General features: G+C 64.5%; 19 protein-coding genes. 13 read left to right on the top strand and 6 right to left on the bottom strand.

The window, feature by feature from the left end; all coding sequences use genetic code 11:
- Nucleotide 1: 1 nt before the first annotated feature.
- The 13 genes from KJP30_RS22215 (at nucleotide 2) to KJP30_RS22155 (ending at nucleotide 13,605) form a co-directional block, all read left to right on the top strand.
- The gene (locus KJP30_RS22215) at nucleotides 2-904 is read left to right on the top strand and encodes an FHA domain-containing protein (RefSeq protein ID WP_246594699.1); all 903 of its coding nucleotides are present in this window, start codon (nucleotides 2-4) and stop codon (nucleotides 902-904) included.
- Complete coding sequence (locus tag KJP30_RS22210) at nucleotides 897-1,793, top strand: PP2C family protein-serine/threonine phosphatase (protein WP_218451580.1); 897 nt, start codon at nucleotides 897-899, stop codon at nucleotides 1,791-1,793. Before KJP30_RS22215 ends, KJP30_RS22210 begins: the two co-directional genes overlap by 8 nt.
- A complete protein-coding gene (locus tag KJP30_RS22205) occupies nucleotides 1,790-2,923 on the top strand; it encodes a hypothetical protein (protein WP_218451579.1) in 1,134 nt (377 codons plus the stop codon). The genes KJP30_RS22210 and KJP30_RS22205 overlap by 4 nt, the downstream gene beginning before the upstream one ends.
- A 33-nt stretch (nucleotides 2,924-2,956) precedes the next feature.
- Nucleotides 2,957-4,966, top strand: coding sequence for a dynamin family protein (locus KJP30_RS22200; protein WP_218451578.1), 2,010 nt, complete (start codon nucleotides 2,957-2,959; stop codon nucleotides 4,964-4,966).
- A complete protein-coding gene (locus KJP30_RS22195) occupies nucleotides 4,963-5,799 on the top strand; it encodes a P-loop NTPase family protein (RefSeq protein WP_218451570.1) in 837 nt (278 codons plus the stop codon). The genes KJP30_RS22200 and KJP30_RS22195 overlap by 4 nt, the downstream gene beginning before the upstream one ends.
- An 86-nt stretch (nucleotides 5,800-5,885) precedes the next feature.
- Nucleotides 5,886-6,224, top strand: a complete 339-nt coding sequence (locus tag KJP30_RS22190) for a hypothetical protein (protein ID WP_218451569.1) — start codon at nucleotides 5,886-5,888, stop codon at nucleotides 6,222-6,224.
- Entirely contained in the window at nucleotides 6,221-7,003 is a 783-nt protein-coding gene (locus KJP30_RS22185; RefSeq protein WP_218451567.1) for a hypothetical protein, read from the top strand. The genes KJP30_RS22190 and KJP30_RS22185 overlap by 4 nt, the downstream gene beginning before the upstream one ends.
- 175 nt (nucleotides 7,004-7,178) lie before the next feature.
- Complete coding sequence (locus KJP30_RS22180; protein ID WP_218451566.1) at nucleotides 7,179-8,795, top strand: peptide ABC transporter substrate-binding protein; 1,617 nt, start codon at nucleotides 7,179-7,181, stop codon at nucleotides 8,793-8,795.
- Nucleotides 8,796-8,936: 141 nt separating this feature from the next.
- Nucleotides 8,937-9,866 carry an ABC transporter permease subunit gene (locus KJP30_RS22175; protein WP_218451565.1) on the top strand — a complete coding sequence of 310 codons (930 nt, stop codon included), beginning with the start codon at nucleotides 8,937-8,939 and terminating at the stop codon, nucleotides 9,864-9,866.
- Nucleotides 9,863-10,798 carry an ABC transporter permease gene (locus KJP30_RS22170; protein ID WP_224874458.1) on the top strand — a complete coding sequence of 312 codons (936 nt, stop codon included), beginning with the start codon at nucleotides 9,863-9,865 and terminating at the stop codon, nucleotides 10,796-10,798. Before KJP30_RS22175 ends, KJP30_RS22170 begins: the two co-directional genes overlap by 4 nt.
- Complete coding sequence (locus tag KJP30_RS22165) at nucleotides 10,795-11,748, top strand: ABC transporter ATP-binding protein (RefSeq protein ID WP_218451564.1); 954 nt, start codon at nucleotides 10,795-10,797, stop codon at nucleotides 11,746-11,748. Before KJP30_RS22170 ends, KJP30_RS22165 begins: the two co-directional genes overlap by 4 nt.
- Nucleotides 11,745-12,734 carry an ABC transporter ATP-binding protein gene (locus KJP30_RS22160; protein WP_218451563.1) on the top strand — a complete coding sequence of 330 codons (990 nt, stop codon included), beginning with the start codon at nucleotides 11,745-11,747 and terminating at the stop codon, nucleotides 12,732-12,734. The genes KJP30_RS22165 and KJP30_RS22160 overlap by 4 nt, the downstream gene beginning before the upstream one ends.
- A 67-nt stretch (nucleotides 12,735-12,801) precedes the next feature.
- Nucleotides 12,802-13,605, top strand: a complete 804-nt coding sequence (locus tag KJP30_RS22155) for a methyltransferase domain-containing protein (protein ID WP_218451562.1) — start codon at nucleotides 12,802-12,804, stop codon at nucleotides 13,603-13,605.
- 6 nt (nucleotides 13,606-13,611) lie between these two features.
- Here KJP30_RS22155 and KJP30_RS22150 read toward each other — a convergent pair whose 3' ends face one another.
- The 6 genes from KJP30_RS22150 to araD form a co-directional block, all read right to left on the bottom strand.
- Nucleotides 13,612-14,409, bottom strand: coding sequence for a glutathione S-transferase family protein (locus KJP30_RS22150; RefSeq protein ID WP_218451561.1), 798 nt, complete (start codon nucleotides 14,407-14,409; stop codon nucleotides 13,612-13,614).
- Between the two features lie 86 nt (nucleotides 14,410-14,495).
- Nucleotides 14,496-16,022, bottom strand: a complete 1,527-nt coding sequence (locus KJP30_RS22145; protein WP_218451560.1) for an aldehyde dehydrogenase (NADP(+)) — start codon at nucleotides 16,020-16,022, stop codon at nucleotides 14,496-14,498.
- A gap of 12 nt (nucleotides 16,023-16,034) precedes the next feature.
- Nucleotides 16,035-17,564, bottom strand: a complete 1,530-nt coding sequence (locus KJP30_RS22140) for a UxaA family hydrolase (protein ID WP_218451559.1) — start codon at nucleotides 17,562-17,564, stop codon at nucleotides 16,035-16,037.
- 9 nt (nucleotides 17,565-17,573) lie between these two features.
- Nucleotides 17,574-18,299, bottom strand: a complete 726-nt coding sequence (locus tag KJP30_RS22135) for a ribonuclease activity regulator RraA (RefSeq protein ID WP_218451558.1) — start codon at nucleotides 18,297-18,299, stop codon at nucleotides 17,574-17,576.
- Between the two features lie 11 nt (nucleotides 18,300-18,310).
- Nucleotides 18,311-19,207 (bottom strand): dihydrodipicolinate synthase family protein, encoded by an 897-nt coding sequence (locus tag KJP30_RS22130; RefSeq protein WP_218451557.1) that lies wholly within the window; start codon nucleotides 19,205-19,207, stop codon nucleotides 18,311-18,313.
- A 94-nt stretch (nucleotides 19,208-19,301) separates the two neighbouring features.
- Complete coding sequence (araD, locus tag KJP30_RS22125) at nucleotides 19,302-21,032, bottom strand: L-arabinonate dehydratase (RefSeq protein ID WP_218451556.1); 1,731 nt, start codon at nucleotides 21,030-21,032, stop codon at nucleotides 19,302-19,304.
- Nucleotides 21,033-21,040 lie beyond the last annotated feature (8 nt).

Below are 21,040 nucleotides of genomic sequence, written 5' to 3'. Positions count from 1 at the left end.
CATGCAAGGCATCAAGAACCTTATTGCGCGGCGCCGCCCGGTGTCCGATGCCACAAGCGCCGCCCCCGCCGAACCGGAACCGCAGCGCGATCCGTGGGACAGCCTGCAAGAACAGGTGGCCGCCGACGACCCCCGCAGCTGCGACATCGACAGTGCCCGCGCGGCCCGCAACCACGTGCCCCGGCCCGAACGCCCACAGCCTTCGCCCCGGCGTGAGTGGATGTCGCGTCCCGTGGGTCCGACCGATGCGCCCGACCTCACCGCGGTACAGGAGGCATTGACCACGCCGCCCGCCAGCAAACCCAAGATCTGGGACCTGCCGCCCGAGGATACCGACGCGCCGCCCGCCATGAAGGCATCCGCCGCATCGGACAGCGCCCTTGCACTCAGCGCCGCGCAACTGGTGCCTAACACAACAAAACCGGCGCGCCCGGCCTCGGAACGGGTCAAGACGCGGTTGTTGGGGTTCAATTCGGACCCCACGGGCCAGGACCCGCTGGCCGCTCCGGCGGCGCAACCTACGCAAGACGCACCGCGCTTTCCCATCGGCTGGATCGTTGTCATCGATGGCCCCGGGCGTGGTGCCTGTTTCACGCTCACGGCGGGACTTTCTACCATCGGGCGTGATGCGGATCAGACGGTTACGCTAGATTTCGGCGATACCGCCATTTCCCGCGAACGACATGTAGCCATCGCCTATGACGAGGAAGACAACCGCACCTATGTCGGGCACGGCGGCAAGGCGAACATCGTGCGCCTGAACGACAAGCCCCTGCTCAGCACCGAAGAACTGCAACACGGTGACAGCATTCGCATCGGCAAGACGGTGCTGCGCTTTGTCGGTTTCTGCGATGACGGCTTTTCCTGGGCCGATGCGGATGCGCCGGACCCGGACCATGTCTGACCTGCTCAGCGATGTCGCCTCGGGCCAGTTGATCGGAGACCGCAAGCGGCAAGAGGACGCGCTGGTCACGCAATTCCCCGAAGGCGATCAACTCGGTCTGGCGATCCTGTCTGACGGCATGGGCGGGCATGACGACGGCGATCTGGCCAGCCGCATCCTCGTAAGCGAGATGTTCGCCGAACTCTATCTCGCGGCCGCCCGTCCGCAGGGCAAGGACACCTCCACCGGGTTTCGCGCCGCACTCGACAGCGCCAATGCGCGGCTGAACCAGCATATCAAGGCCGGTTGCATCAGCGGTGACACCGGCGGCACATTGTTGGCGGTGCGCATCGCAAAGGACGGCCTACGCTGGCTGTCGGTCGGGGACAGCCCGCTGTACCTCTTCCGCGACGGCATCTTGCAGCGTTTGAACGACCTGCATTCCATGGCCGCACAGCTTGACCTGCTGGTCAGCCAAGGCGCGATGGAACTGGAGGCCGCGCGCGACCACCCCCACCGCCATTGCCTGACCTCGGCGGTCACAGGACAGGCGGTGCCCCGGATCGACTGTCCCGACGCCGCGCTGCCATTGCAACCGGACGATTTGTTGATTTTGGCAAGTGACGGTCTGAATGTCCTGCCTGATGAACGGATCGCGGATCTTTTGGCCCGGCACGCCCCCGAGGGCAGCACCGCTGTCACGCGGGCGTTGCTGGCTGCCGTGCGGGACAAGCAAGCCCCGCGACAGGACAACACCTCGCTGGTGGTGATCCGCCTGACACCGGCCCGCTGCAGGGTGCAGGCCCGCGCCCTGCCCGCCGTGCAGCCCGTGATCGCCGCATTGCGGCACCGGTTGCGCAGCTTTCCCCTGCCCGGTCTGCGCACCGCCAACCGGAGAGCGGGCCCATGATCGCGCGCACAGAGGCGCAGGTGGATACGTTGGCCGCGCTGGAAGACCTGCAACAGGCCGGCGGGCTTTCGGCCAAGGCGGTTGCCGGTTGCGGCGCGCTGATCCTCAAGCTGCAAGCCCCCGTACGCATTGGCCTGCTGGGCCTGCCCGGCAGCGGCAAACGGGATCTTTTTTCGGCCCTTGGGGATGTGCCGGCGCCGCTTGCGGCGCAGGATCTGCCGACGCTGGAACTGGCAGGCGGGAACAATCCTTTGACCCGTGCGGTGCTGTCCGATGGCAGCCGGCTTGAGGCCCCCGGCTATCCGGACCATGCCATCTTGCGGCAACAGCCCGTTTTCCTGCAAGTGACCTCTCCGGCCCAGCGGCTGACCGGTCGTCGCCTGCTGCTGGTCGCTTCGGACCCCAGCGCCCGCGATATGCTGGCTGGCTTGGCATGGGCAGCTACCCGGATCGACCTTGCGCTGTGGTGCAGCCGCAGTTGGTCCGATGACGAGCACCGCATCTGGCAGGCCGCGCCGGACAGCCTGCGCAATCATGCCTTTCTGATCCTGACCGGCGATACCCGCGCAGCCCCGGCCGAGGGGTTCGACCGGGTGTTCGATCTGTCGCGTACAACCGGGGAGCAAGACCCCATGCCGGCGCTGACGCGCCATATCGACCGCGTGATCGAGGACGCCCGGCTGGAGGATATCCATGCCGCGCAACTGTTCCTGCGCCGCTATGGCCATGCTCCGCGCCCGCGCAGCACCCCGCCCGCGGCACAGCCCATCGCGCCCGCGGCACAACCGACGGCGCAACCTTCGCCCGCGCGCCTGCCCGATGCCGTCCGAGGCGACCTGACCCGCCTGTTCCAGACGGTCCGCGATTCAGCCTCGGGCCTGATGGAACGCGGCGCAACCGCGCCCGAAGACCTGCTTGCCGAGTTCGAAGAGCTTTTTGCCACCCTCGCCGAGCGGGTCAGCGACAATGACGACCTGAACGACAGCTGTCCCGACCTGACCACCCAGATCACCGAAGCGCATGATCTGGCCCTCCTCCTGCGGATCGAAGGCGGACCAGAGCAGGTTGCGGATGCCGCGCATCTGTTGGTGCAGGTCCGCAACGACATTCAACAGGAACTCGCCGCCTGACAGAGGCGAGACCAACCACGTGAGGCAAGGCAGATGACAGCAGAGAGACAACAGGCGGAGCCGTCCGGCGCACCGGCGCTCTGCGCCTTTGACGGGCTGAGCGGGCTGGCGCGGCGGTTGTCCAAGCTGGACAAGGCCTTCGCCGATCTCGGTCAAGTCCAGCAAAGCTCCATCGCGCATCAGGCCCGGGAATACCGCCGCCAGATCCGCGGCTTTGACCCTTCGGTGACCTTTATCGGACAGGTCAAGGCGGGCAAGACCACGCTGGTCAATGCTCTGACCGGATGGCCAGATCTGCTGCCCGCCGATGTGAACCCGTGGACCTCGGTCGTGACCTCTCTGCACATGCAGCCGCAGATGAAACCGGGTGACCGCCGCGCGGCCTTTCGATTTTTCACCAACGAGGAATGGGACCACCTGATCCGTCAGGGCGGCCGCGTCGGAGAGATCGCCGCGCGCGCCGGCGCCGAGGATGAATTGGAGAAGGTTCGCGCGCAGCTGGACACGATGCGCGAGAAATCCAAGGCGCGGCTGGGGCGCAAGTTCCAGATGTTGCTGGGGCAAACCCATGATTACGAAACCTTCGACGAGACGCTGATCCAACGCTATGTCTGTCTGGGCGACGATTTCTGGGAAGAGGCTGACGGCAGCCCGGATCAGGGCCGTTTTGCTGATATCACCAAATCCGCCGACCTGTGGTTCAAAGGGCCGGACCTGCCCTTGGGCCTGTGCATCCGCGACACGCCGGGCGTGAACGACACCTTCATGATCCGCGAACAGATCACCATCAACGCGCTGCGCGGCAGCCGGCTTTGCGTCATGGTCCTGTCGGCGCAACAGGCCCTGTCCTCGGTCGATCTTGGGCTGATCCGGCTGATTTCCAACGTCAAGGCGCGCGATGTCATCATCTTCGTGAACCGCATCGACGAACTGGCAAACCCGGTGGACGAGGTGCCGGAAATCCACGCCAGTATCCTTGCCACGCTCAAGAAATTCGACGGCCCGCAAGAGGCACGGATCCTTTTCGGGTCCGGCTATTGGGGGCATCACGCCGTGGCCCACAGCCTTGACGATCTGGGCGAGGACAGCGCGCAGGCGCTTGTCTCTTGGGCCGAGGCCCATGTGGACGGGACATTGGCGCACTTGCCGCCACAAGAGATCATCTGGCATCTTTCCGGGCTTCCCGCGCTTGGGGCGGCAATTGCCGAACGCATCGAAGATGGCGCCGGTCAGCGGTTGGAACAGGCGCTGGAAGTGGCGCTGGCCAATTTGCAGACCGGGTTGACCGCTGCCGCGCCACAGGGCGAGGACAGTGGTTTCCAGCCGCGCCGCCTTGAGATGTCGCCGCAAGAGATCGCGCAGCGGATGGAACAGATCGAGGACCGCGCCTGCGCCGCGCTGGAGGCGCGCCTGAACAAGCTGTCCGAAGGCTTTGCCGGTCGCGCCGACAATGCGCGGCGCGCTTTTCTGGGGCGCGCGACCGGGTCGCTTGTCCGCCATCTCGAACAGTTTGGCGAAGGCGAAGTCTGGACCTACGATCCGTCCGGCCTGCGGATGCTGTTGCGCAGCGCCTACAAGGTATTTGCCCAGGGCACGGCAAAGGCGGGCAACGAGGTTCTGACCGGCGCCGCACAGGACATCAGCGCGCTGTACCAGACCGCCTTTGCCGCCGAGGGCGACGGCCCGCGCATTCAACCGCCCCCCCTGCCCGAAGCCCCGGCCCCCGTCGGACTTGGCCAGACCATCGCGCTGGACCTGCGCGGCAGTTGGTGGGCCCGGTTCTGGCGTCGTCATCGCGGCTATGAGGCCTTTTCCGAGGATTTCGCCCGATTGATCCATGAAGAAACACGCCCTGTGGTGGACACCCTGCAACAGCAATGCGCCGCGCCCTATGCGCAGGCCGTGCGCGACAGTTTGGCCCGGTTCATCGAGGACCAGCGCGCAATCCTGTCCGGACTTGCCGCCAGTGAACCAGCCGCCGCCGCCTCGCCCCGACCGGATGCCCCCCTTTCGATGACCCGACTGCAAAGGCCCGCCTCATGACCGACCCCCGAACCGCCGCTGACCCGCAAAAGCCCCGTGTCGCCTTGATGGGAGAGTTCAGCGCAGGCAAAAGCACGCTTGCCAACCTGTTGCTGGGCTTGGACAGTTCCCCGGTGCAGGTGACGGCCACGCAACTGCCCCCCGTCTGGTATCAGCTGGGCGCGCCCCGCGCTGAACGGATTGGCACCGACGATCAGGCCACCCCGCTGCCTTCGGACGATTGGTCGGGAGTCACCCCGGAGGACACAAGCATGATTTCGGCCTGGCGCGAGGCGGATGTGCTGCATGCCTGCGACCTGATCGACCTGCCCGGCACTTCTGACCCCAACATGGCACCGGATTTCTGGCAGGCGTTTCTGCCCAAGGTGGACCTTGCGATCTGGTGTACCCCGGCGAACCAGGCTTGGCGACAATCCGAGGCCGCGCTTTGGGAACAGGTGCCACCGGTGCTTTGGACCAAAAGCCTGCTTCTCATCACCCGAATGGACAAGATGCAGACCGAAAGAGACCGTGCCCGCGTTCTGGCGCGCGTCCGGGCCGAGGCTGGCGGGCTGTTCCGCGAGGTGCTGCCGATTTCGCTGACGCAGGCACTGGCCGGTCGTGACAACGAGGATGTGCTGGAGGCAACGGGCGCGGCGGCCCTCGTCCGGTTCCTGTGCAATGCGCTGGAAGGGTTGGAACAGGCCTGCCCGCCCCCCGCAAAGCCCGGCCCGCAGGTTGCCGCCCCGCAGCCCATTTCTGAAAGCCAGCCCGCAAGGGCAAACCGGATCGTGCCGCGCCGCATCACCCGCAGCAAATCCCCACGTGCGCGGCCTGAACACCGCCCGGCCTGAGGTCTTGCCATTCACAGGCCCCGGCGATCGAAAGTAAGGCGGAATTAACTGCTCACAGGGCATGACAGGACAGCAAAGGCTGCCCGATGACCCGTGATGATCTTGCAAGGTTCCGTGCCGGTTTCGCCGAATGCGAACTGGTCATGCTCGCCGATACTTCGGCGCGCACGGTTCTGGCATCGGATGCGGCGATACCGCAAGGGCAGGAACGGCTGGATACCCTCTGCGACATGGCCATTGCCCTGTTCCGCGGCGACCTGCCCGTCGAAGGATGCGCTATTCAAAGCGGTCCGCTGGGCAGTCGCCTGTTCCTGCAATCCTCCGCCGACCCGGCAGAGGTGATCTGCCTCGTGGCCGGGCCTCGGGCCGATCTGCCCGGCCTTCTCGACGCGGCGCAGGAACTGCTGACCCGGGGGACGCCATGACCGGTGATCCCGCGCTGACCGCCATCCTCGCTCGGGCCGCTGCCTTCGGCGCCGGTCCGCGCCATCTGCGGGCCGAAACCGGGGAAGAGGCGCTTGGCATTCTCCTCGACGCCATCGCCGCCTGCGTGGCACCCCGGTTGCTGACAATCATCGGTCCCGACGGCCCGATTTTGCGTGCCGAAGCGCACTCCGGCGGCCTGTCACAGCTGCTGGAATGCCCCGCCTTTGCACAGCCGGAGGTTGTCGGATCAACGAGTCGCGCGTTGCACGCCGATGACCTTGAACCCGTCGCAAAAGCCCTGCTGGCCGCCTTTCCGGGCGACCAGAACCTGACCGTGGAAACCGCCCTGCCACCCGTTGCACCGGACCCCGCGCAGGGCGTCCTGAGCGCCGACGCCCTGCGCCGTCAAATGGGTCTTGCCCTGCCTCACGCGGTGATTTCAGACCCGCTGTCCTACCTGATCGACGCCGCGCAGGACGTGCTATTGGCGGTCATTCGTCCCGGCCCGCGGATCTTGACTATGCGCCCGGATACCCCTTTGTCTCAGGCAATGGCGACGCGGGTCGAGGCGATGTTGACCGCATCCAAATATCTCCACAACACGCTGACAAAAAACGATTTCCTTTTCTTTCGCATGGCTGGCGATCAGACGCTGTCCATCGGTTTGACCCGAACCGACAAAGGCCCCGCCGCGCTGGTGATCGAGTCCGAAGCCATGGCAGAGGTCGCCGCTTTCTGGGCCAGCCTGCCGCATGTCCCGATCGCCTCCGGACCCTGAACAGCGGACGGCACCGCGCCCCCGGACAAGACCTCGGCGCAAGGCACTCGATCTCTCTGCTCTGCGACCCCAAGTTGACCCTACGGCGGCCTTGCGCCCGCCGAGAAAAGCCTTTGCAAGGGCTCGACAACTCGGGCACGCTCCGCGTCAAAAGCATCCAACCAAGGGGAGAACCATGAAATATCGGTCCACGATTGTTCCAATCCTGTTGTCGACCACGTTGATGACGGCGGCTTTTGCCGCGGATGTGCCCGAAGGCACCACGCTTGCACCTGAACAGACCTTCACCTACCGGGTGCTTGACGAATTCTCCTCCTTCGACCCGCAGATTGTCGAGGATGTGAACGGCTCCGAGGTCGTGCGCGACCTGTTCGAAGGGCTGTACAACCAGAACGCCGATGGCGAGATCGTTCCCGGCGTCGCGCTGAGCCACACGGTCAGCGAAGACAACATGACCTATACCTTCACGCTGCGGCAGGACGCCAAGTGGTCGGACGGCAAGCCCGTGACCGCGGGCGATTTCGTCTATGCATGGCAGCGTGCGGTCGATCCGGCCACCGCCTCGCCCTATGCGTGGTACATGGAACTGATGTCGATCCAGAACGGCGCCGCCATCATCGCGGGTGAAAAGCCGATCACCGATCTGGGCGTTTCCGCCCCCGACGATCACACGCTGGTGGTGCAACTGTCGCAGCCGCTGCCCTATTTCGCCAAGATGGTCAGCCACGCCACCACCTTCCCGGCACCGAAATGGGCGATCGAGGAACACGGCAAGGAATGGACCCGCCCGGGGAACCTCGTGTCGAACGGCGCCTATGTCCTGACCGAACATGTGTCCAAGGAACGTTCGGTGCGTGAACGCAACGAAATGTACTGGGACAATGACAAGACCGTGCTGGACAAGGTCGTCACCCTTGTCATCGGCGACGAGGCGCAGGGCCTGACCCGCTGGCGCGCTGGCGAAGTCGACAAGACCGACATCCCCTCGGGCCAGTACCCGGCGCTGAAGGACGAGTTCCCGGAAGAGGCCTATGCCCTGCCGCGCCTGTGCAATTATTACATGACCTTCAATCTCAAGGACGGCCCCGACGCCTTCCAGGACGTGCGTGTGCGTCAGGCGCTGTCTTACGCGCTGGATCGAAGCCTGATCGTCGAACGCGTGCTGCAAGGGGGCCAGTTCCCGGCCTATACCTTCACACCCGGCGCGACCGACGGTTTCGAGATCCCCGAGGTGGACTACGCCAACATGACCCAGGCCGAGCGGGACGAGAAAGCCCGCGAACTGCTGGCCGAGGCAGGCTATGGTCCGGATGGCGACAAGCTGTCTTTCACCTATCTCTACAATACGTCGGAAAGCCATCAGCAGATCGCCATCATCGCCAGCCAGATGTGGAAGCAAAAGCTGGGTGTCGAGGTGACGCTGGAAAATCAGGAATGGAAGGTCTTCCTCGAAACGCGCGGCAACCAGAACTTTGAACTGGCGCGCGGCGCATGGTGCGGCGACTACAACGAAGCCTCCACCTTCCTCGACCTGCTGACATCGCAGTCGGGCTATAACGACGGCAAGTTCTCGAACGCGCGCGTCGACGAACTGATGGCGCAGGCGAAGTCGTCGCAGGATACCAACCCGCTGTATTTCGAGGTCGAGGCCATCCTTGCCGAAGAAATGCCGGTGATCCCGATCTACCACTACTCGACCAACATGATGCTGGACGGGTCTATCAAGGGCTGGCCGGTCAACAACGTCGAGCAGACCTGGTATTCGAAAGACCTCTACAAGGTCGCCGAGTAAGCTCAACCGCGCATCTGGCGCCCCCGCCCCGGACTTGATCCGGGGCCTCCGCCCGGTCCCCCCGGCGCGAGGTCCCGGGTCAGGCCCGGGACGGGGCCACCGCCGTGCCCCCCGATCATTCAGGCACGAAACCGTTCCATCATGTTCAACTATACCCTGCGCCGCCTGCTGACGATCGTTCCGACGTTGCTGGTGCTGATCGTCTTTTCCTTCTACCTGATGCGGCTGGCCCCGGGCGGGCCTTTCACCTCGGAAAAGCCGTTGCCCCCCGCCGTCATGCAGAACGTTCTTGAACGCTACGGTATGGATCAGCCGCTGTATGTGCAGCTCTGGACCTACATCAAGAACATCGTCTTTCACTTCGATTTCGGCCCCAGCTTCGCCCAGAAGGACCGCACGGTAAACGATGTGATCGCGCAGGGTTTCCCTGTCACGCTGACCTATGGATTCTGGTCGGCGGTCTTTGTGCTGGTGCTGGGGATCCCGCTGGGCATCGTGGCGGCGCTGCGCCACAACAGCATCTGGGATTACACGATGACGGGTCTCGCCATCTTTTCCCAGATCTTTCCGAATTTCGTGCTCGCGCCGATCCTGGTGCTGCTGTTCACCCTGTCCTGGGGCCTTTTGCCCGGCGGTGGCTGGAACGGCGGCCAGTGGCAATACATCGTTATGCCCGCCATTGCGCTGGGAACCTCCTACATGGCCGGGGTGGCCCGCCTGACACGCGGATCCATGCTTGAAGTGCTGAATGCGCCCTTCATCCAGACCGCCCGTGCCAAGGGTCTGCCGGAACGCACGATCATCTGGCGTCACGCGCTGAAACCGGCCCTTTTGCCGACGCTGACCTATATGGGACCGGTCTTTGTCTACATGATCACCGGATCGGTCTTTATCGACGTGTTCTTTTCCACCGGGGGGATCGGGCAGGATTTCATCGACGGTGCCTATAGCCGCGATTACGCCATGCTTCTGGGTCTTGCCATCCTATACAGCCTTCTGACCTTCACCCTGAATCTCATGCTCGACCTGCTGTATGCCTGGATCGACCCCAAGGTGCGGAGCAGCCTGTGACCGACGCCAAGAAACGATTGAACTCGCGTGAGTTCGCCGACACCGTCGCCGAGGAAATGGTGGTCTCACGGTCCTTCTGGGCCGATGCAAGACGGCGCTTTCTGGGCCACCGTCTGGCGGTTTTCTCTGTCTTCATGCTGCTGGCGCTGGTGCTGTTTGCCCTCTTCGGCCACCATATCGCGCGCTGGAGCTTTGAAGAAATCGACTGGAACGTGCTGGGCCAGATCAAGACCGAAGGCGCGCCAAGTCTGGAGAACGGCCATTGGTTCGGGGTCGATGAACTGGGCCGTGACCTCTATGCGCGCGTCGTGCAGGGCTCGCGTACCTCGCTGATGGTGGGCTTTGTCGCCGGGCCGCTTGCGGTTCTGCTGGGGGCCACTCTGGGCGCGCTGGCAGGTTACTTCGGCGGCCGGGTCGACCAGATCATCACCGGGCTTTACACCATCTGGATCTCGATCCCCTACATCATCTTCTTTGTGGTCTGGCAGGCCTTCTTTGGCCGTTCGCTGACGCAGATGATCATCGTCATCATCATCGTGAACTGGACCGCCGGTCTGTTGATCGTGCGCGGGCAGGTCATGATGCTGAAACACCGCGAATTCGTCGACGCCGCGCGGATGCTGGGCATGTCCGACATCGCCATCATCTTCAAACACCTGGCGCCGAACATCCTCTGGGTGATCGTGATCTATACCTCGATCGTCATCCCCGAGGTCATCATGGCCGAAAGCCTTGTCTCCTTCCTTGGCGTCGGCATTCAGGAACCGAACACCAGCTGGGGCGCCCTGATTTCCGAAGGCGCCCGCACCATGACATTCGGCACGCTCTGGCAACTGGCCTTTCCGGCCGCCTTCTTCGTCATTGCGCAGGTCTCGCTTTACTACATCGGCGACGGTCTGCGCGACGCCCTCGACCCCAAGGATCGCCGATGAGCCTGCTGTCCGTTCAGAACCTGAAAATCCGCTTTCGTACCGGCGACGGTCTGGTCCACGCGGTCAACGATGTCTGCTTTGACATGGCCGAGGGGCAGAAACTGGCCCTCGTCGGGGAAAGCGGCTCGGGCAAAAGCCAGATCGCGCTGGCGATCATGGGGCTGCTGGCCAAGAACGCCATGACCGAGGGCCAGATCCAATACGGCGGGCGCAACCTGATCGGACTGCCGGTATCGGAACTGAACCGCATCCGTGCCGCCGAGATCGCGCTGATCTTTCAGGACCCGATGAGCTCGCTCAACCCCTACATGACCATCGAACGTCAGCTGGGCGAGATCGTCGAACTGCACGAGGGCGCCAGCCGCGCCGAGGCCCGCAAACGTGCGCTGGAAGTCATGGATGCCGTGCGCATCCCCGACGCCAAGAACCGCTTGCGCGCCTACCCGCATGAATTTTCTGGCGGGATGCGGCAGCGGATCGTCATCGCCATGGCGCTGATCTGCAAGCCGCGCCTGATCCTTGCCGATGAACCCACAACCGCGCTGGACGTAACCGTGCAGGCGCAGATCATGGCCCTGCTGGATGAAATCCAGCGCGACATGGGCACCGCCGTCTTGCTGATCACCCATGATCTTGGCGTGGTGGCGGGGTTCTGCGACGAAACCATGGTCCTTTACGGCGGCCGCGTGATGGAGGCTGCGCCGACGCCGGCGATCTTTGACGCCCCCGGCCATCCCTACACCCGGGGCCTGTTGCGCGCGGTGCCGCGTATCACCGAAGGCGATGAACCGCTGTCTGCCATTCCCGGCAGCCCGCCAAACCAGACGGCGGCGCCCACCGCCTGCCCCTTTGCGCCGCGTTGTGCCGATGCCATCGCGGCCTGTCATCAGACCCTGCCCGCCTTCGAAAACGGGCGCGCCTGCATCCGCCCCGTGGAAGACCTCACATGACCGATCCGATCCTGTCCGTCCGCGACCTGCACGTTTCCTTTGCCTCGCATCAGGGCAAGCGCTTTCCCTGGTCACCGCCGCGCCACCTGCACGCGGTCAACGGTGTCAGCTTTGACATCCAGCCGGGGCGCGTCCTTGGCGTCGTGGGCGAATCCGGCTGCGGCAAGTCCACCCTGATCCGCGCCATCGCCGGGCTTGGCCCGCGCGAAAGCGGCACCGTCACGCTGGAAGGCAAGACCGTCGACTATGCCCGGCGCGCCGACCTGAACCGCCTGCGCCGTCGTGTCCAGATGATCTTTCAGGATCCGATGGCCTCGCTCAACCCGCGCATGACCGTGCGCGAGATCGTGGCCGAACCGCTGCGCTATTTCCAGCCCGACCAATCCGCCGACCAGCGCCGCACATCGGTGATCGAGATGCTGGACCGGGTCGGCATCGCACAGCGCAACATGAACCGCTTTCCGCACGAATTTTCCGGTGGCCAATGTCAGCGGATCGGCATTGCCCGCGCGCTGATCGCGCGCCCGCAGATCCTGCTCTGCGATGAACCCGTCTCGGCGCTGGACGTCTCGATTCAGGCGCAGGTCATCAACCTGCTCAAGGATTTGCAGGCGGACATGGGGCTGACACTGATCTTTGTCGCGCATGACCTTGGCGTGGTGCGGCACATCTCGGACGACATCCTTGTGATGTATATGGGCGGCATGATGGAAATGGCGCCCTCGCGCGATCTGGTGGCCAATCCGCGCCACCCTTACACGCAAGCGCTCTTGTCGGCGGTGCCGGTGCCGGACCCGCGTGTCAAACCGGAACCGCAGATCCTGACCGGCGATCTGCCCAGCCCGCTGAACCTGCCACAGGGCTGCCTGTTCCAGACCCGCTGCCCGAAACGGATCGACGCCTGCGCCCGACAGCGGCCCGAGCTGATCCACCGCAGGGGACGTCAAGTGGCCTGCCTGCTGGAGGACAATACCGTCCCCGCCTGAGGCCGATCCGCCGTCAAACTATGCTGAATGCCAGAGTCAGGTTATCCTTCCCCCTCGGAGGACCCTGATGCCCGATCTGTATCTCAGCATATCCGACCAACCCGACGCGGTGCTCGAAGCCATCGCAAACTCCATGGACGACCGGGCGCGCGACCCGGAAATGCAGGAGATCTGCGCCAGTTACATGGGCCGCCTGCCCGGTCCCGGCGCCACGATCCTTGAAATCGGCTGCGGAAATGGTGCCAGCACCGCCATGCTGGTCGATGCCGCCTCGCCCGGGCAACTGACCTGTGTCGATCCGGCCGAAGGTCTGCTTGACCGCGCGCGCCGCCGCTTTGCCGGTCAGGACAGCATCCGTTTTGCGCCCGGCGATGCGGTCAACACCGGCCAGCCCGACAGTGCCTTCGACGTGGTGGTGGCCCATACGGTCTATTCGCATCTGTCCGATCCCCGCGCCGCGCTGGCAGAGTCCTTTCGCGTGCTGAAACCCGGCGGCACGCTGGCGGTATTCGACGGCGACTATGCCACCAATACCGTGGCTCTTTTCGAGGGCGATCCTTTGCAGGCCGCCATGACCGCCACCCTGCGCAACCTCATCCACGATCCCTATATCATGCGCAAGTTGCCCCGGATGATGGTCGAGGCAGGGTTTGACGCCCCGCGCACCGCCGCCCATGGCTTTGTCCAGACACAGCAGCCCGATTACATCCTTTCGCTCATGGCGCGCGGTGTGACCGCCGCCACCAAGGCCGGGGAATGTGGCGTGGAACTTTCCACCGCATTCGAGGCCGAAGCCGCCCGCCGCGTGGCGGATGGCTCTTTTTACGGTGCCATTCTCTTTGCCAGCGCAATTGCCGTGAAACCGGCCTGAGCCGGCTCAGACCAACCCCAGTTCAGCGTCGGTGGCCGTTCCGGCATATTTGTCGCGCGGCGGCATCGGCCTGTCTCGCCAATGCGGTTCAAAGACAAAACTGGACCGCGTCCGCCCCGCGACCAGCGCGCCGTTCCCCGCCCCCAGCGCGTAATCGTAGTACAGCTTGACGATCTCTTCCTCGCTGACCTGCGTGGTGGCCGGGTGGTCCATGCAGGCCGCGCGCCACTTGCGCACGCGGTCATAGTCCGGCCCCTCGGGCAGGTCGAACTCCTCGTAGTAATCAAGGAACCAGAACCGTTTGAACATCGGCGTGAACACCGCCTCGGCCAGTCCGAAGTCCTCGAAAAGAAAGGTCCTCTCGGGCGCATGTTCCATCAGGAAACCGTCGATGTCGCGATACAGGCCCAACATCTTGTCGCGGTGCTGATCGCGTTTTTGCGGGTCCTGATTCATCACGTAGAGATAGCCCGCCATGGTAAAGGCCCCCTCACGCGCCACCAGCATGGACTCCACCGCATGTTCAAAGGGATCGCTGCGCCGCAACGGTCCGCCGGGCAGGACCTCGTCGAGGTAGCGCAGAATGACAAGGCTTTCCTTGAGGATGCGCCCCTCTGCGGTTTCCAGAACCGGCAGCGCCGTGGTGCCGCGTGTCTTGGCCAGCAATTCCGGGTCGCGGGGCTTGGTAATGTCGACGACGCGGAACTCCACCGCGTCGGTCAGGCCGCGCAGGGCCAGCAGGATTTCCAACCGCTGTGAAAACGGGCAGACGGGGATGTGATAGACGATGTGCTTCTGGGTCATGATCAAAGCCTATGCGCCCGCACCCGCGTCCTTCAACGGAAAACGGGCCGCCTGACGGCGACCCGCCTTTCAATCCGTGCCCCCGGTTAGCGCAGGTCTTCGGGCAGCAGGGCGTCAGGCAGGTTCTGATAACAGACCGGCCGCAGGAAACGCCGGATCGCCAGAGTGCCCACCGAAGTCGCGCCAAAGTTCGTCGAGGCGGGGTAAGGCCCGCCATGAACCATGGAATCCGCCACTTCGACCCCGGTCGGGAACCCGTTGACAAGGATGCGGCCGGCTTTGCGTTCCAGCACCGGCATCAGACGCTGCGCCAGATCGGTGTCGCCCGCGTCCATGTGCAGCGTGCAGGTCAGTTGTCCTTCGAAGCCACGCGCCAGTGTTTCCATCTCGTCGGCGCCGGAAACCCGCACTACCAGACCCAGCGGACCAAAGACCTCTTCGCCCAGCGCGTGATCCTGAAGATAGTGCTCGGCATCGGTTTCATACAGATTGGGCGAGGCATTGCGGCCCTCGCTGTCGGTGGTCAGAACGGGCCGCACCGGGTTGCGCGTGTCAAAGCGCTGTTTGCCGCTCTTGTAGGCCTCGGCGATCCCGTCGGTCAGCATGCATTGCGTCGTCACGCCTTTCAGCGCCTCGGCTGCGGCGCTGACAAAAGCATCGCCCGCCTCTCCCATCTCGACCACGGCAATGCCGGGGTTGGTACAGAACTGTCCCGCGCCCATGGTCAGCGAGGCCGCCCAGCCAGCCCCGATCTCGGCACCGCGCGCCTCGGTTGCTTGCGGCAACAGGAACATCGGATTCACGCTGCCAAGTTCGCCGAAAAAGGGGATCGGCTCGGGCCGTGCAGCGCAAAGATCGAAGAGCGCGCGACCGCCCCCCAGCGAGCCGGTAAACCCGACCGCGCGGATCAGCGGGTGCTGCACCAGCGCCGTGCCCACGTCCCGCTTGCCGCCCTGGATCAGGCTGAAGGTGCCGGGGTGCACGCCGGTTTTCTGGATCGCCGCATGAATGGCCTCGGCCACGATCTCGCCGGTGCCGGGGTGGGCCGAATGGCCCTTGACCACAACGGGGCAGCCTGCCGCCAGCGCGCTGGCCGTGTCACCGCCCGCGGTGGAAAAGGCCAAGGGAAAGTTCGACGCGCCAAAAACCGCAACGGGGCCAATGGGGCGTTGCACCATCTTGAGGTCCGGGCGCGGCAGCGGTTGGCGATCGGGCAAGGCCGCGTCATGGCGGCGATCAAGGTAGGCACCGTCAAGAATATGGCTGGCGAACAGGCGCAATTGGCCGGTGGTGCGTCCGCGTTCTCCCTGCAACCGCGCCTCGGGCAGGCCGGTCTCCTGCGTGCCGATCTCGGTGATGGCCTCGGCCCGCGCCTCGATTTCATCCGCGATGGCGTTCAGAAAGGCCGCGCGGGTTTCGCGGGAGGAATAGCCATAGGACCAAAACGCCTCTTCGGCGGCGGCACAGGCCCGATCTACCAGCGCGGGCGTGCCCACGCTGAAGTCATGCGCCGGGCCATGCGCCGGTTCCGAGGCAAAGCGGGTTTCGCCGTCGACCCACTCGCCGGCGATCAGGTGCCGCCCGTGCGGCCTAAAGCTCGATGTGTCCTGCATGTCCTGTCCTTTCTAACCTGTGACCCCGATGGGCCAGGGTGCAAATTCCTCGGCGCCTATGCCCAGCGCCTCGCTTTTCGATTTCTCGCCCGAGGCCACCGCCAGAATGCGGGCAAAGATTTCCTGCCCCATCTGGTCCAGCGTCCGCTCTCCGTCGATCACGGTGCCGCAGTTGATATCCATGTCCCCTGACATCCGTGTGAACATCGGTGTATTGCTGGCCAGCTTGATCGTGGGCGCCGGGAAAGAGCCAAAGCAACTGCCACGCCCGGTGGTGAAACAGATGAGATTGGCGCCGCCCGCAATTTGGCCCGTGGCCGCTACCGGGTCATAGCCCGGCGTGTCCATGTAGACCAGACCCCGCGCCGTGACCTGTTCGGCATAACGATAGACCGCCTCGATCCCGGTTGACCCGCCTTTCTTGGCACCGCCCAGCGATTTCTCGATCACATTGGCCAACCCGCCAGCCTGATTGCCCGGTCCCACGATGCCCTGCATCTGCACATCGCGCCCGTCGGTATATTCCAGCCACCAGCGGATCCGCTCCAACAGGGCGCGGCCCGTGGCCTCGTCCCGGGCGCGGGCGGTCAGCGTGTGTTCAATGCCGTAAAGTTCCGGTGTCTCGGACAGTATGGCTGTGCCGCCATGCCGTGCCAGCCGATCCACGGCCTTGCCCAAAGCCGGATTGGCGGACAGGCCCGAAAACCCGTCCGACCCGCCGCATTGCAGACCGATGCGGATGTGTTCCGCAGATTGCGGGCTGCGCAGGGCCTTGTTCGCCTCGGGCAACATCGCACGTATGGCCTCTTTGCCGGCCGCGATGGCCGCCGCTGTGCCCCCGATGTCCTGCATTCGGATCGTGCGCAGCATCTGCCCGGTTTCCAGCGCCGTATCGGCAAGGAAACGCTCCAGCGAATTGCGTTCGCATCCCAGCGAACAGACCAGTGCCCCGGCAAGGTTCGGGTGACGGACATAGCCCGCCAGGGTGCGATGCAGCAGATCCATCGGTTCGCCTGTGGCCTCCATCCCGCAGCCTTGCTGATGGATGAAGGGCACAACACCGTCGACGTTCGGAAAGGCGGCCAGCCGCTCTTCGTCGAAATATGCCGCGATCTTGCGGGCCACCGTGGCAGCACAGTTTACGGTAATGAAGACGCCGATGTAGTTGCGCGTCCCGACCCGCCCATCCGGTCGCGCGATCCCCATGAAGCGCGCGCGCTCCTGCACGGGCAGCAGGTCGGCCGACGCGTAATCCTTGCCAAATCGATAGTCCTTCTGAATCTCGTCCATAAGAACGTTGTGCGCATGCATCCATGTGCCCGGGGCGATGTCATCGCCGGCATAGCCGATCACGGTCGCATATTTCAGAACCGGCGCCCCGCTGGAGATCGCCACGGCCGCCAGCTTGTGCCCCGCGGGCACATCCTGTCGCGCCACCGCCCCAATCTCGGGCACATGCGTCCCCGCGGCAATATCGGTGCGCGCAACGACGACATTGTCGCGCGCATCAAGGCGGATCACCAGAGAGCGGCCGTCACACATGACAGAGGCTCAGCGCCCGGTCTTTTTGCGCCACTCGGCGAATTTTTCGAGGTTCTCCTCCTTGGTCGCCGGGTACAGGCCAATAATCGTCGCTCCGTTTTGCACCTGTTCCAGCGCGAAATCCTCGTAAGCGGTCATCTCGACCGCCTCTTCCGCAATTTCCTCGGCCAGATGCGCCGGGATGATGATGACACTGTCGTCATCGCCAACAACGATATCCCCGGGAAAGACGGGCGCATCGCCACAGCCGATGGGCACATTGATGTCGATGGCCTCATTGGTGGTCAGGTTGGTGGGGCTGGACGGGCGCGAATGATAGGCGGGCATGTCCAGTTCCGCGATGTTCATGGCGTCGCGAAATCCTCCATCCGTGACCACACCGGCACCGCCGCGCACCATCAGCCGGGTGATGAGGATGTCACCGGCGCTGGCCGCATAGGCCGATTTGCGGCTGTCCATGACCATGACGTGTCCCGGAGGGCAGGTTTCGATCGCCTTGCGCTGCGGGTGGTCGGGATTGCGGAACTCGACCAGCTGGTTGCGGTCTTCGCGGGCGGGCATGTAGCGCAGGGTAAAGGCCGGCCCCACCATGTTCTTGCCCTTCCGGCTCAGGGGGCGCACATCCTGAATCACCTGATGGCGCAGCCCGCGCTTGAACAGGGCGGTCGCCAGCGTCGCGACAGAGACCTGCTCCAGCTTGGCCTTGGTTTCGGGGTTCATCGGTGCATCGGTCATGTCTTGGGTCCTCAGATCAGGCCATTCTTTGTCATAAAGGCGCGCAGCCGCGCCGTCTGCTCATCGCTCAGCGGCCATGCCGCGGGCGGACGGGCCGCGCCGCAATCCTCGCCCATCAACCGCAAGGCCGCCTTGACCCCGGGCACATTGGCACCGCCCTGTTCATCGGCACGGATGTCTTCGAACACCTGCATCTCGGCAATCAACTGGCGCGCCTTGGCGAAATCGCCCGCTTCAAGCGCGGCGTTGATCGCGACGGATCGCTCGGGCCAGACATTGATCAGCCCACTGGTGAATCCTCGCGCGCCTACCGCGTAAAAGGTCGGCGCCCAGACTTCGGCCAGCCCGCCGGTCCAGACGATATGATCGGGCGCGGCCTCCATCGCCGCCTTAAGCTTCATCGGGTTGGGCGTGGCCCATTTCACCCCGATGACGCCCTCGACCTTGCAGAGCGCGGCAATGGCATCCGTGCCGATCATGTCGTTGCGCAGGTAAAGCACGATGGGCAAGCCCTGCCCTGCCACCCGCACCGCACGCACGTAATCAACCAGCCCGCGCGGTGCGACAAAGGGATCGGGCGGTTGATGGATCATCAGCGCCGCGGCCCCCGCCCGGTACGAGGCTTCGGCCAGACGTTCCGCATCGCGGATACCGCGCCCGACACCAGCCACCATCGGCACCCGGCCCGCGATATGTGCCCCGGCGGCAGACACCATGGTGCAGGCCTCCTCGACGGTCAGTCCATAGAACTCGCCCGTGTTGCCATTGGCGGTCAGCACGTGAACCCCGGCGGCAATGGCGCGGTCGACCACGGGAATTTGCAACTCCGGTGCAATCTGGCCCTCTGCGTCGAAGGGGGTCACCAGAATGCCCGACACGCCCCGCAGGGCCTTGGCAAGATCGGTCATGACAGCATCCCCGCGCCCCGGACTTGATCCGGGGCCTCTGCCCCGACAACAAGGAGGTCCCGGGGCAAGCCCGGGACAATTGCGCGCGCTGTCATCAGTTGATCTCCGGTTCGGGAACCGGCGCGCCAAATTCGGTGCGCAGGAAATCAAAGTCACAGCCCTTGTCGGCCTGCTCGATGTGCTTGCTGTACATCCATCCCCAACCGCGCTCGAAACGCGGTTCCGGCGCGGTCCAGCCCTCACGCCGCTGCGCTAGTTCCTCGTCCGTCAGGCGCACGTTCAACCTGCGGCCGGGCACGTCGATCTCGATCACGTCGCCGGTCCGGATCAGCGCCAGCGGCCCGCCGATAAAGGCCTCGGGGGCCACATGCAGGATACAGGCCCCGTAGGACGTACCTGACATCCGCGCGTCGCTAAGGCGCAGCATATCGCGGTGTCCCTGTTTCAACAGCGCCTTGGGCATGGGGATCATGCCCCACTCCGGCATTCCCGGCCCCCCCTGCGGCCCCGCGTTGCGCAGCACCAGAACGCTGTCGGGCGTCATCGGATAGTCTTCGTCGTTGATGATCTCTTTCAGCTCGGCATAGCTATCGGCGACAATGGCCGGGCCCGCGTGTTTCTGGAACTTAGGATCCATCGCCGCGGGTTTGATCACCGCGCCGTCAGGCGCAAGGTTGCCCCTGAGCACCGCAAGCGAGCCTTCGTGGTAGACCGGGTTCGACAGCGGGCGGATCACGTCATCATTGTAGTTTACCGCATCGGCGATGTTCTCGCCCATCGTGCGGCCGTTCACCGTTGTCACCGAAAGATCCAGCTTGTCGCCCAGTTCCTTCATCAGGGCAGGCAGACCACCCGCGTAAAAGAAATCCTCCATCAGGTAGTCTTTGCCCGAGGGCCGGATATTGGCGATGACCGGCGTGCTGTGGCCGATCTCGTCAAGATCCTCCAGCGTCAGCGGCACGCCCGCGCGACGTGCCATGGCAATCAGGTGAATGATTGCATTGGTCGAACAGCCGGTGGCCATGGCCACGGTCACCGCGTTGCGGGTGCTTGCCGGCGTCATGATCTTGTCCGGCGTCAGATCCTCCCAGACCATTTCCACCGCGCGGCGGCCACAGGCCGCGGCCATGCGCTTGTGCCCCGCATCCGGCGCCGGGATCGACGAGGCGCCCGGCAGGGTCAGGCCCCAGCCATCAGCGATGCTCATCATGGTCGAGGCCGTGCCCATGGTCATGCAGGTGCCATAGCTGCGGGCGATACCGCCCTGCACGCCGTCCCATTGATCCTTGGTGATATTGCCGGCGCGGCGTTCGTCCCAGTATTTCCAGACATCCGTGCCGGATCCCAGCTTTTGCCCGGCATAATTGCCGCGCAGCATCGCGCCTGCCGGCATGAAGATGAACGGCAGCCCCATGCTGACCGCCCCCATGACCAGCGCCGGCGTGGACTTGTCACAGCCGCCCAGCAGGACCGCGCCGTCGATCGGGTGGCTGCGCAGGGTCTCTTCGACCTCCAGCGCCCCCATGTTGCGATACAGCATCGAGGTGGGTTTCAGGAACTGTTCGCTGAAGGAATGCACCGGCATTTCCACCGGCATCCCACCCGCCTGATAGACACCTTTCTTCACGAACTCCGCACGGTCGCGCAGGTGGTGATGGCAGGGCGACAGGTCCGACCAGGTGTTGATGATGGCGATGACGGGTTTGCCTTCCCAGTCTTCGCCATCCAGCCCCATCTGCATGGCGCGGGAACGGTGCCCCATGGACCGCAGGTCATCTGGCGCGAACCAGCGGGCGGAGCGGAGGTCTTCGGGTTTCTTGGCCATTGGGTCGT

Source organism: Antarctobacter sediminis, assembly GCF_019218285.1.
Classification (GTDB): domain Bacteria; phylum Pseudomonadota; class Alphaproteobacteria; order Rhodobacterales; family Rhodobacteraceae; genus Antarctobacter; species Antarctobacter sediminis.
Note: the sequence above shows the minus strand (reverse complement) of the source record. Positions and strands in the feature narration are given on the sequence as shown.

What these genes read in the sequence shown, in the direction of transcription:
- KJP30_RS22205 (WP_218451579.1), top strand. Translation starts at nt 1,790, where the DNA reads ATGATCGCGCGCACAGAGGCGCAGGTGGATACGTTGGCCGCGCTGGAA.
- KJP30_RS22210 (WP_218451580.1), top strand. Translation starts at nt 897, where the DNA reads ATGTCTGACCTGCTCAGCGATGTCGCCTCGGGCCAGTTGATCGGAGAC.
- KJP30_RS22145 (WP_218451560.1), bottom strand. Translation starts at nt 16,022, where the DNA reads ATGCAGGACACATCGAGCTTTAGGCCGCACGGGCGGCACCTGATCGCC.
- KJP30_RS22180 (WP_218451566.1), top strand. Translation starts at nt 7,179, where the DNA reads ATGAAATATCGGTCCACGATTGTTCCAATCCTGTTGTCGACCACGTTG.
- KJP30_RS22195 (WP_218451570.1), top strand. Translation starts at nt 4,963, where the DNA reads ATGACCGACCCCCGAACCGCCGCTGACCCGCAAAAGCCCCGTGTCGCC.
- KJP30_RS22175 (WP_218451565.1), top strand. Translation starts at nt 8,937, where the DNA reads ATGTTCAACTATACCCTGCGCCGCCTGCTGACGATCGTTCCGACGTTG.
- KJP30_RS22130 (WP_218451557.1), bottom strand. Translation starts at nt 19,207, where the DNA reads ATGACCGATCTTGCCAAGGCCCTGCGGGGCGTGTCGGGCATTCTGGTG.
- KJP30_RS22215 (WP_246594699.1), top strand. Translation starts at nt 2, where the DNA reads ATGCAAGGCATCAAGAACCTTATTGCGCGGCGCCGCCCGGTGTCCGAT.
- araD (WP_218451556.1), bottom strand. Translation starts at nt 21,032, where the DNA reads ATGGCCAAGAAACCCGAAGACCTCCGCTCCGCCCGCTGGTTCGCGCCA.
- KJP30_RS22150 (WP_218451561.1), bottom strand. Translation starts at nt 14,409, where the DNA reads ATGACCCAGAAGCACATCGTCTATCACATCCCCGTCTGCCCGTTTTCA.
- KJP30_RS22165 (WP_218451564.1), top strand. Translation starts at nt 10,795, where the DNA reads ATGAGCCTGCTGTCCGTTCAGAACCTGAAAATCCGCTTTCGTACCGGC.
- KJP30_RS22185 (WP_218451567.1), top strand. Translation starts at nt 6,221, where the DNA reads ATGACCGGTGATCCCGCGCTGACCGCCATCCTCGCTCGGGCCGCTGCC.
- KJP30_RS22190 (WP_218451569.1), top strand. Translation starts at nt 5,886, where the DNA reads ATGACCCGTGATGATCTTGCAAGGTTCCGTGCCGGTTTCGCCGAATGC.
- KJP30_RS22135 (WP_218451558.1), bottom strand. Translation starts at nt 18,299, where the DNA reads ATGACCGATGCACCGATGAACCCCGAAACCAAGGCCAAGCTGGAGCAG.
- KJP30_RS22140 (WP_218451559.1), bottom strand. Translation starts at nt 17,564, where the DNA reads ATGTGTGACGGCCGCTCTCTGGTGATCCGCCTTGATGCGCGCGACAAT.
- KJP30_RS22200 (WP_218451578.1), top strand. Translation starts at nt 2,957, where the DNA reads ATGACAGCAGAGAGACAACAGGCGGAGCCGTCCGGCGCACCGGCGCTC.
- KJP30_RS22155 (WP_218451562.1), top strand. Translation starts at nt 12,802, where the DNA reads ATGCCCGATCTGTATCTCAGCATATCCGACCAACCCGACGCGGTGCTC.
- KJP30_RS22160 (WP_218451563.1), top strand. Translation starts at nt 11,745, where the DNA reads ATGACCGATCCGATCCTGTCCGTCCGCGACCTGCACGTTTCCTTTGCC.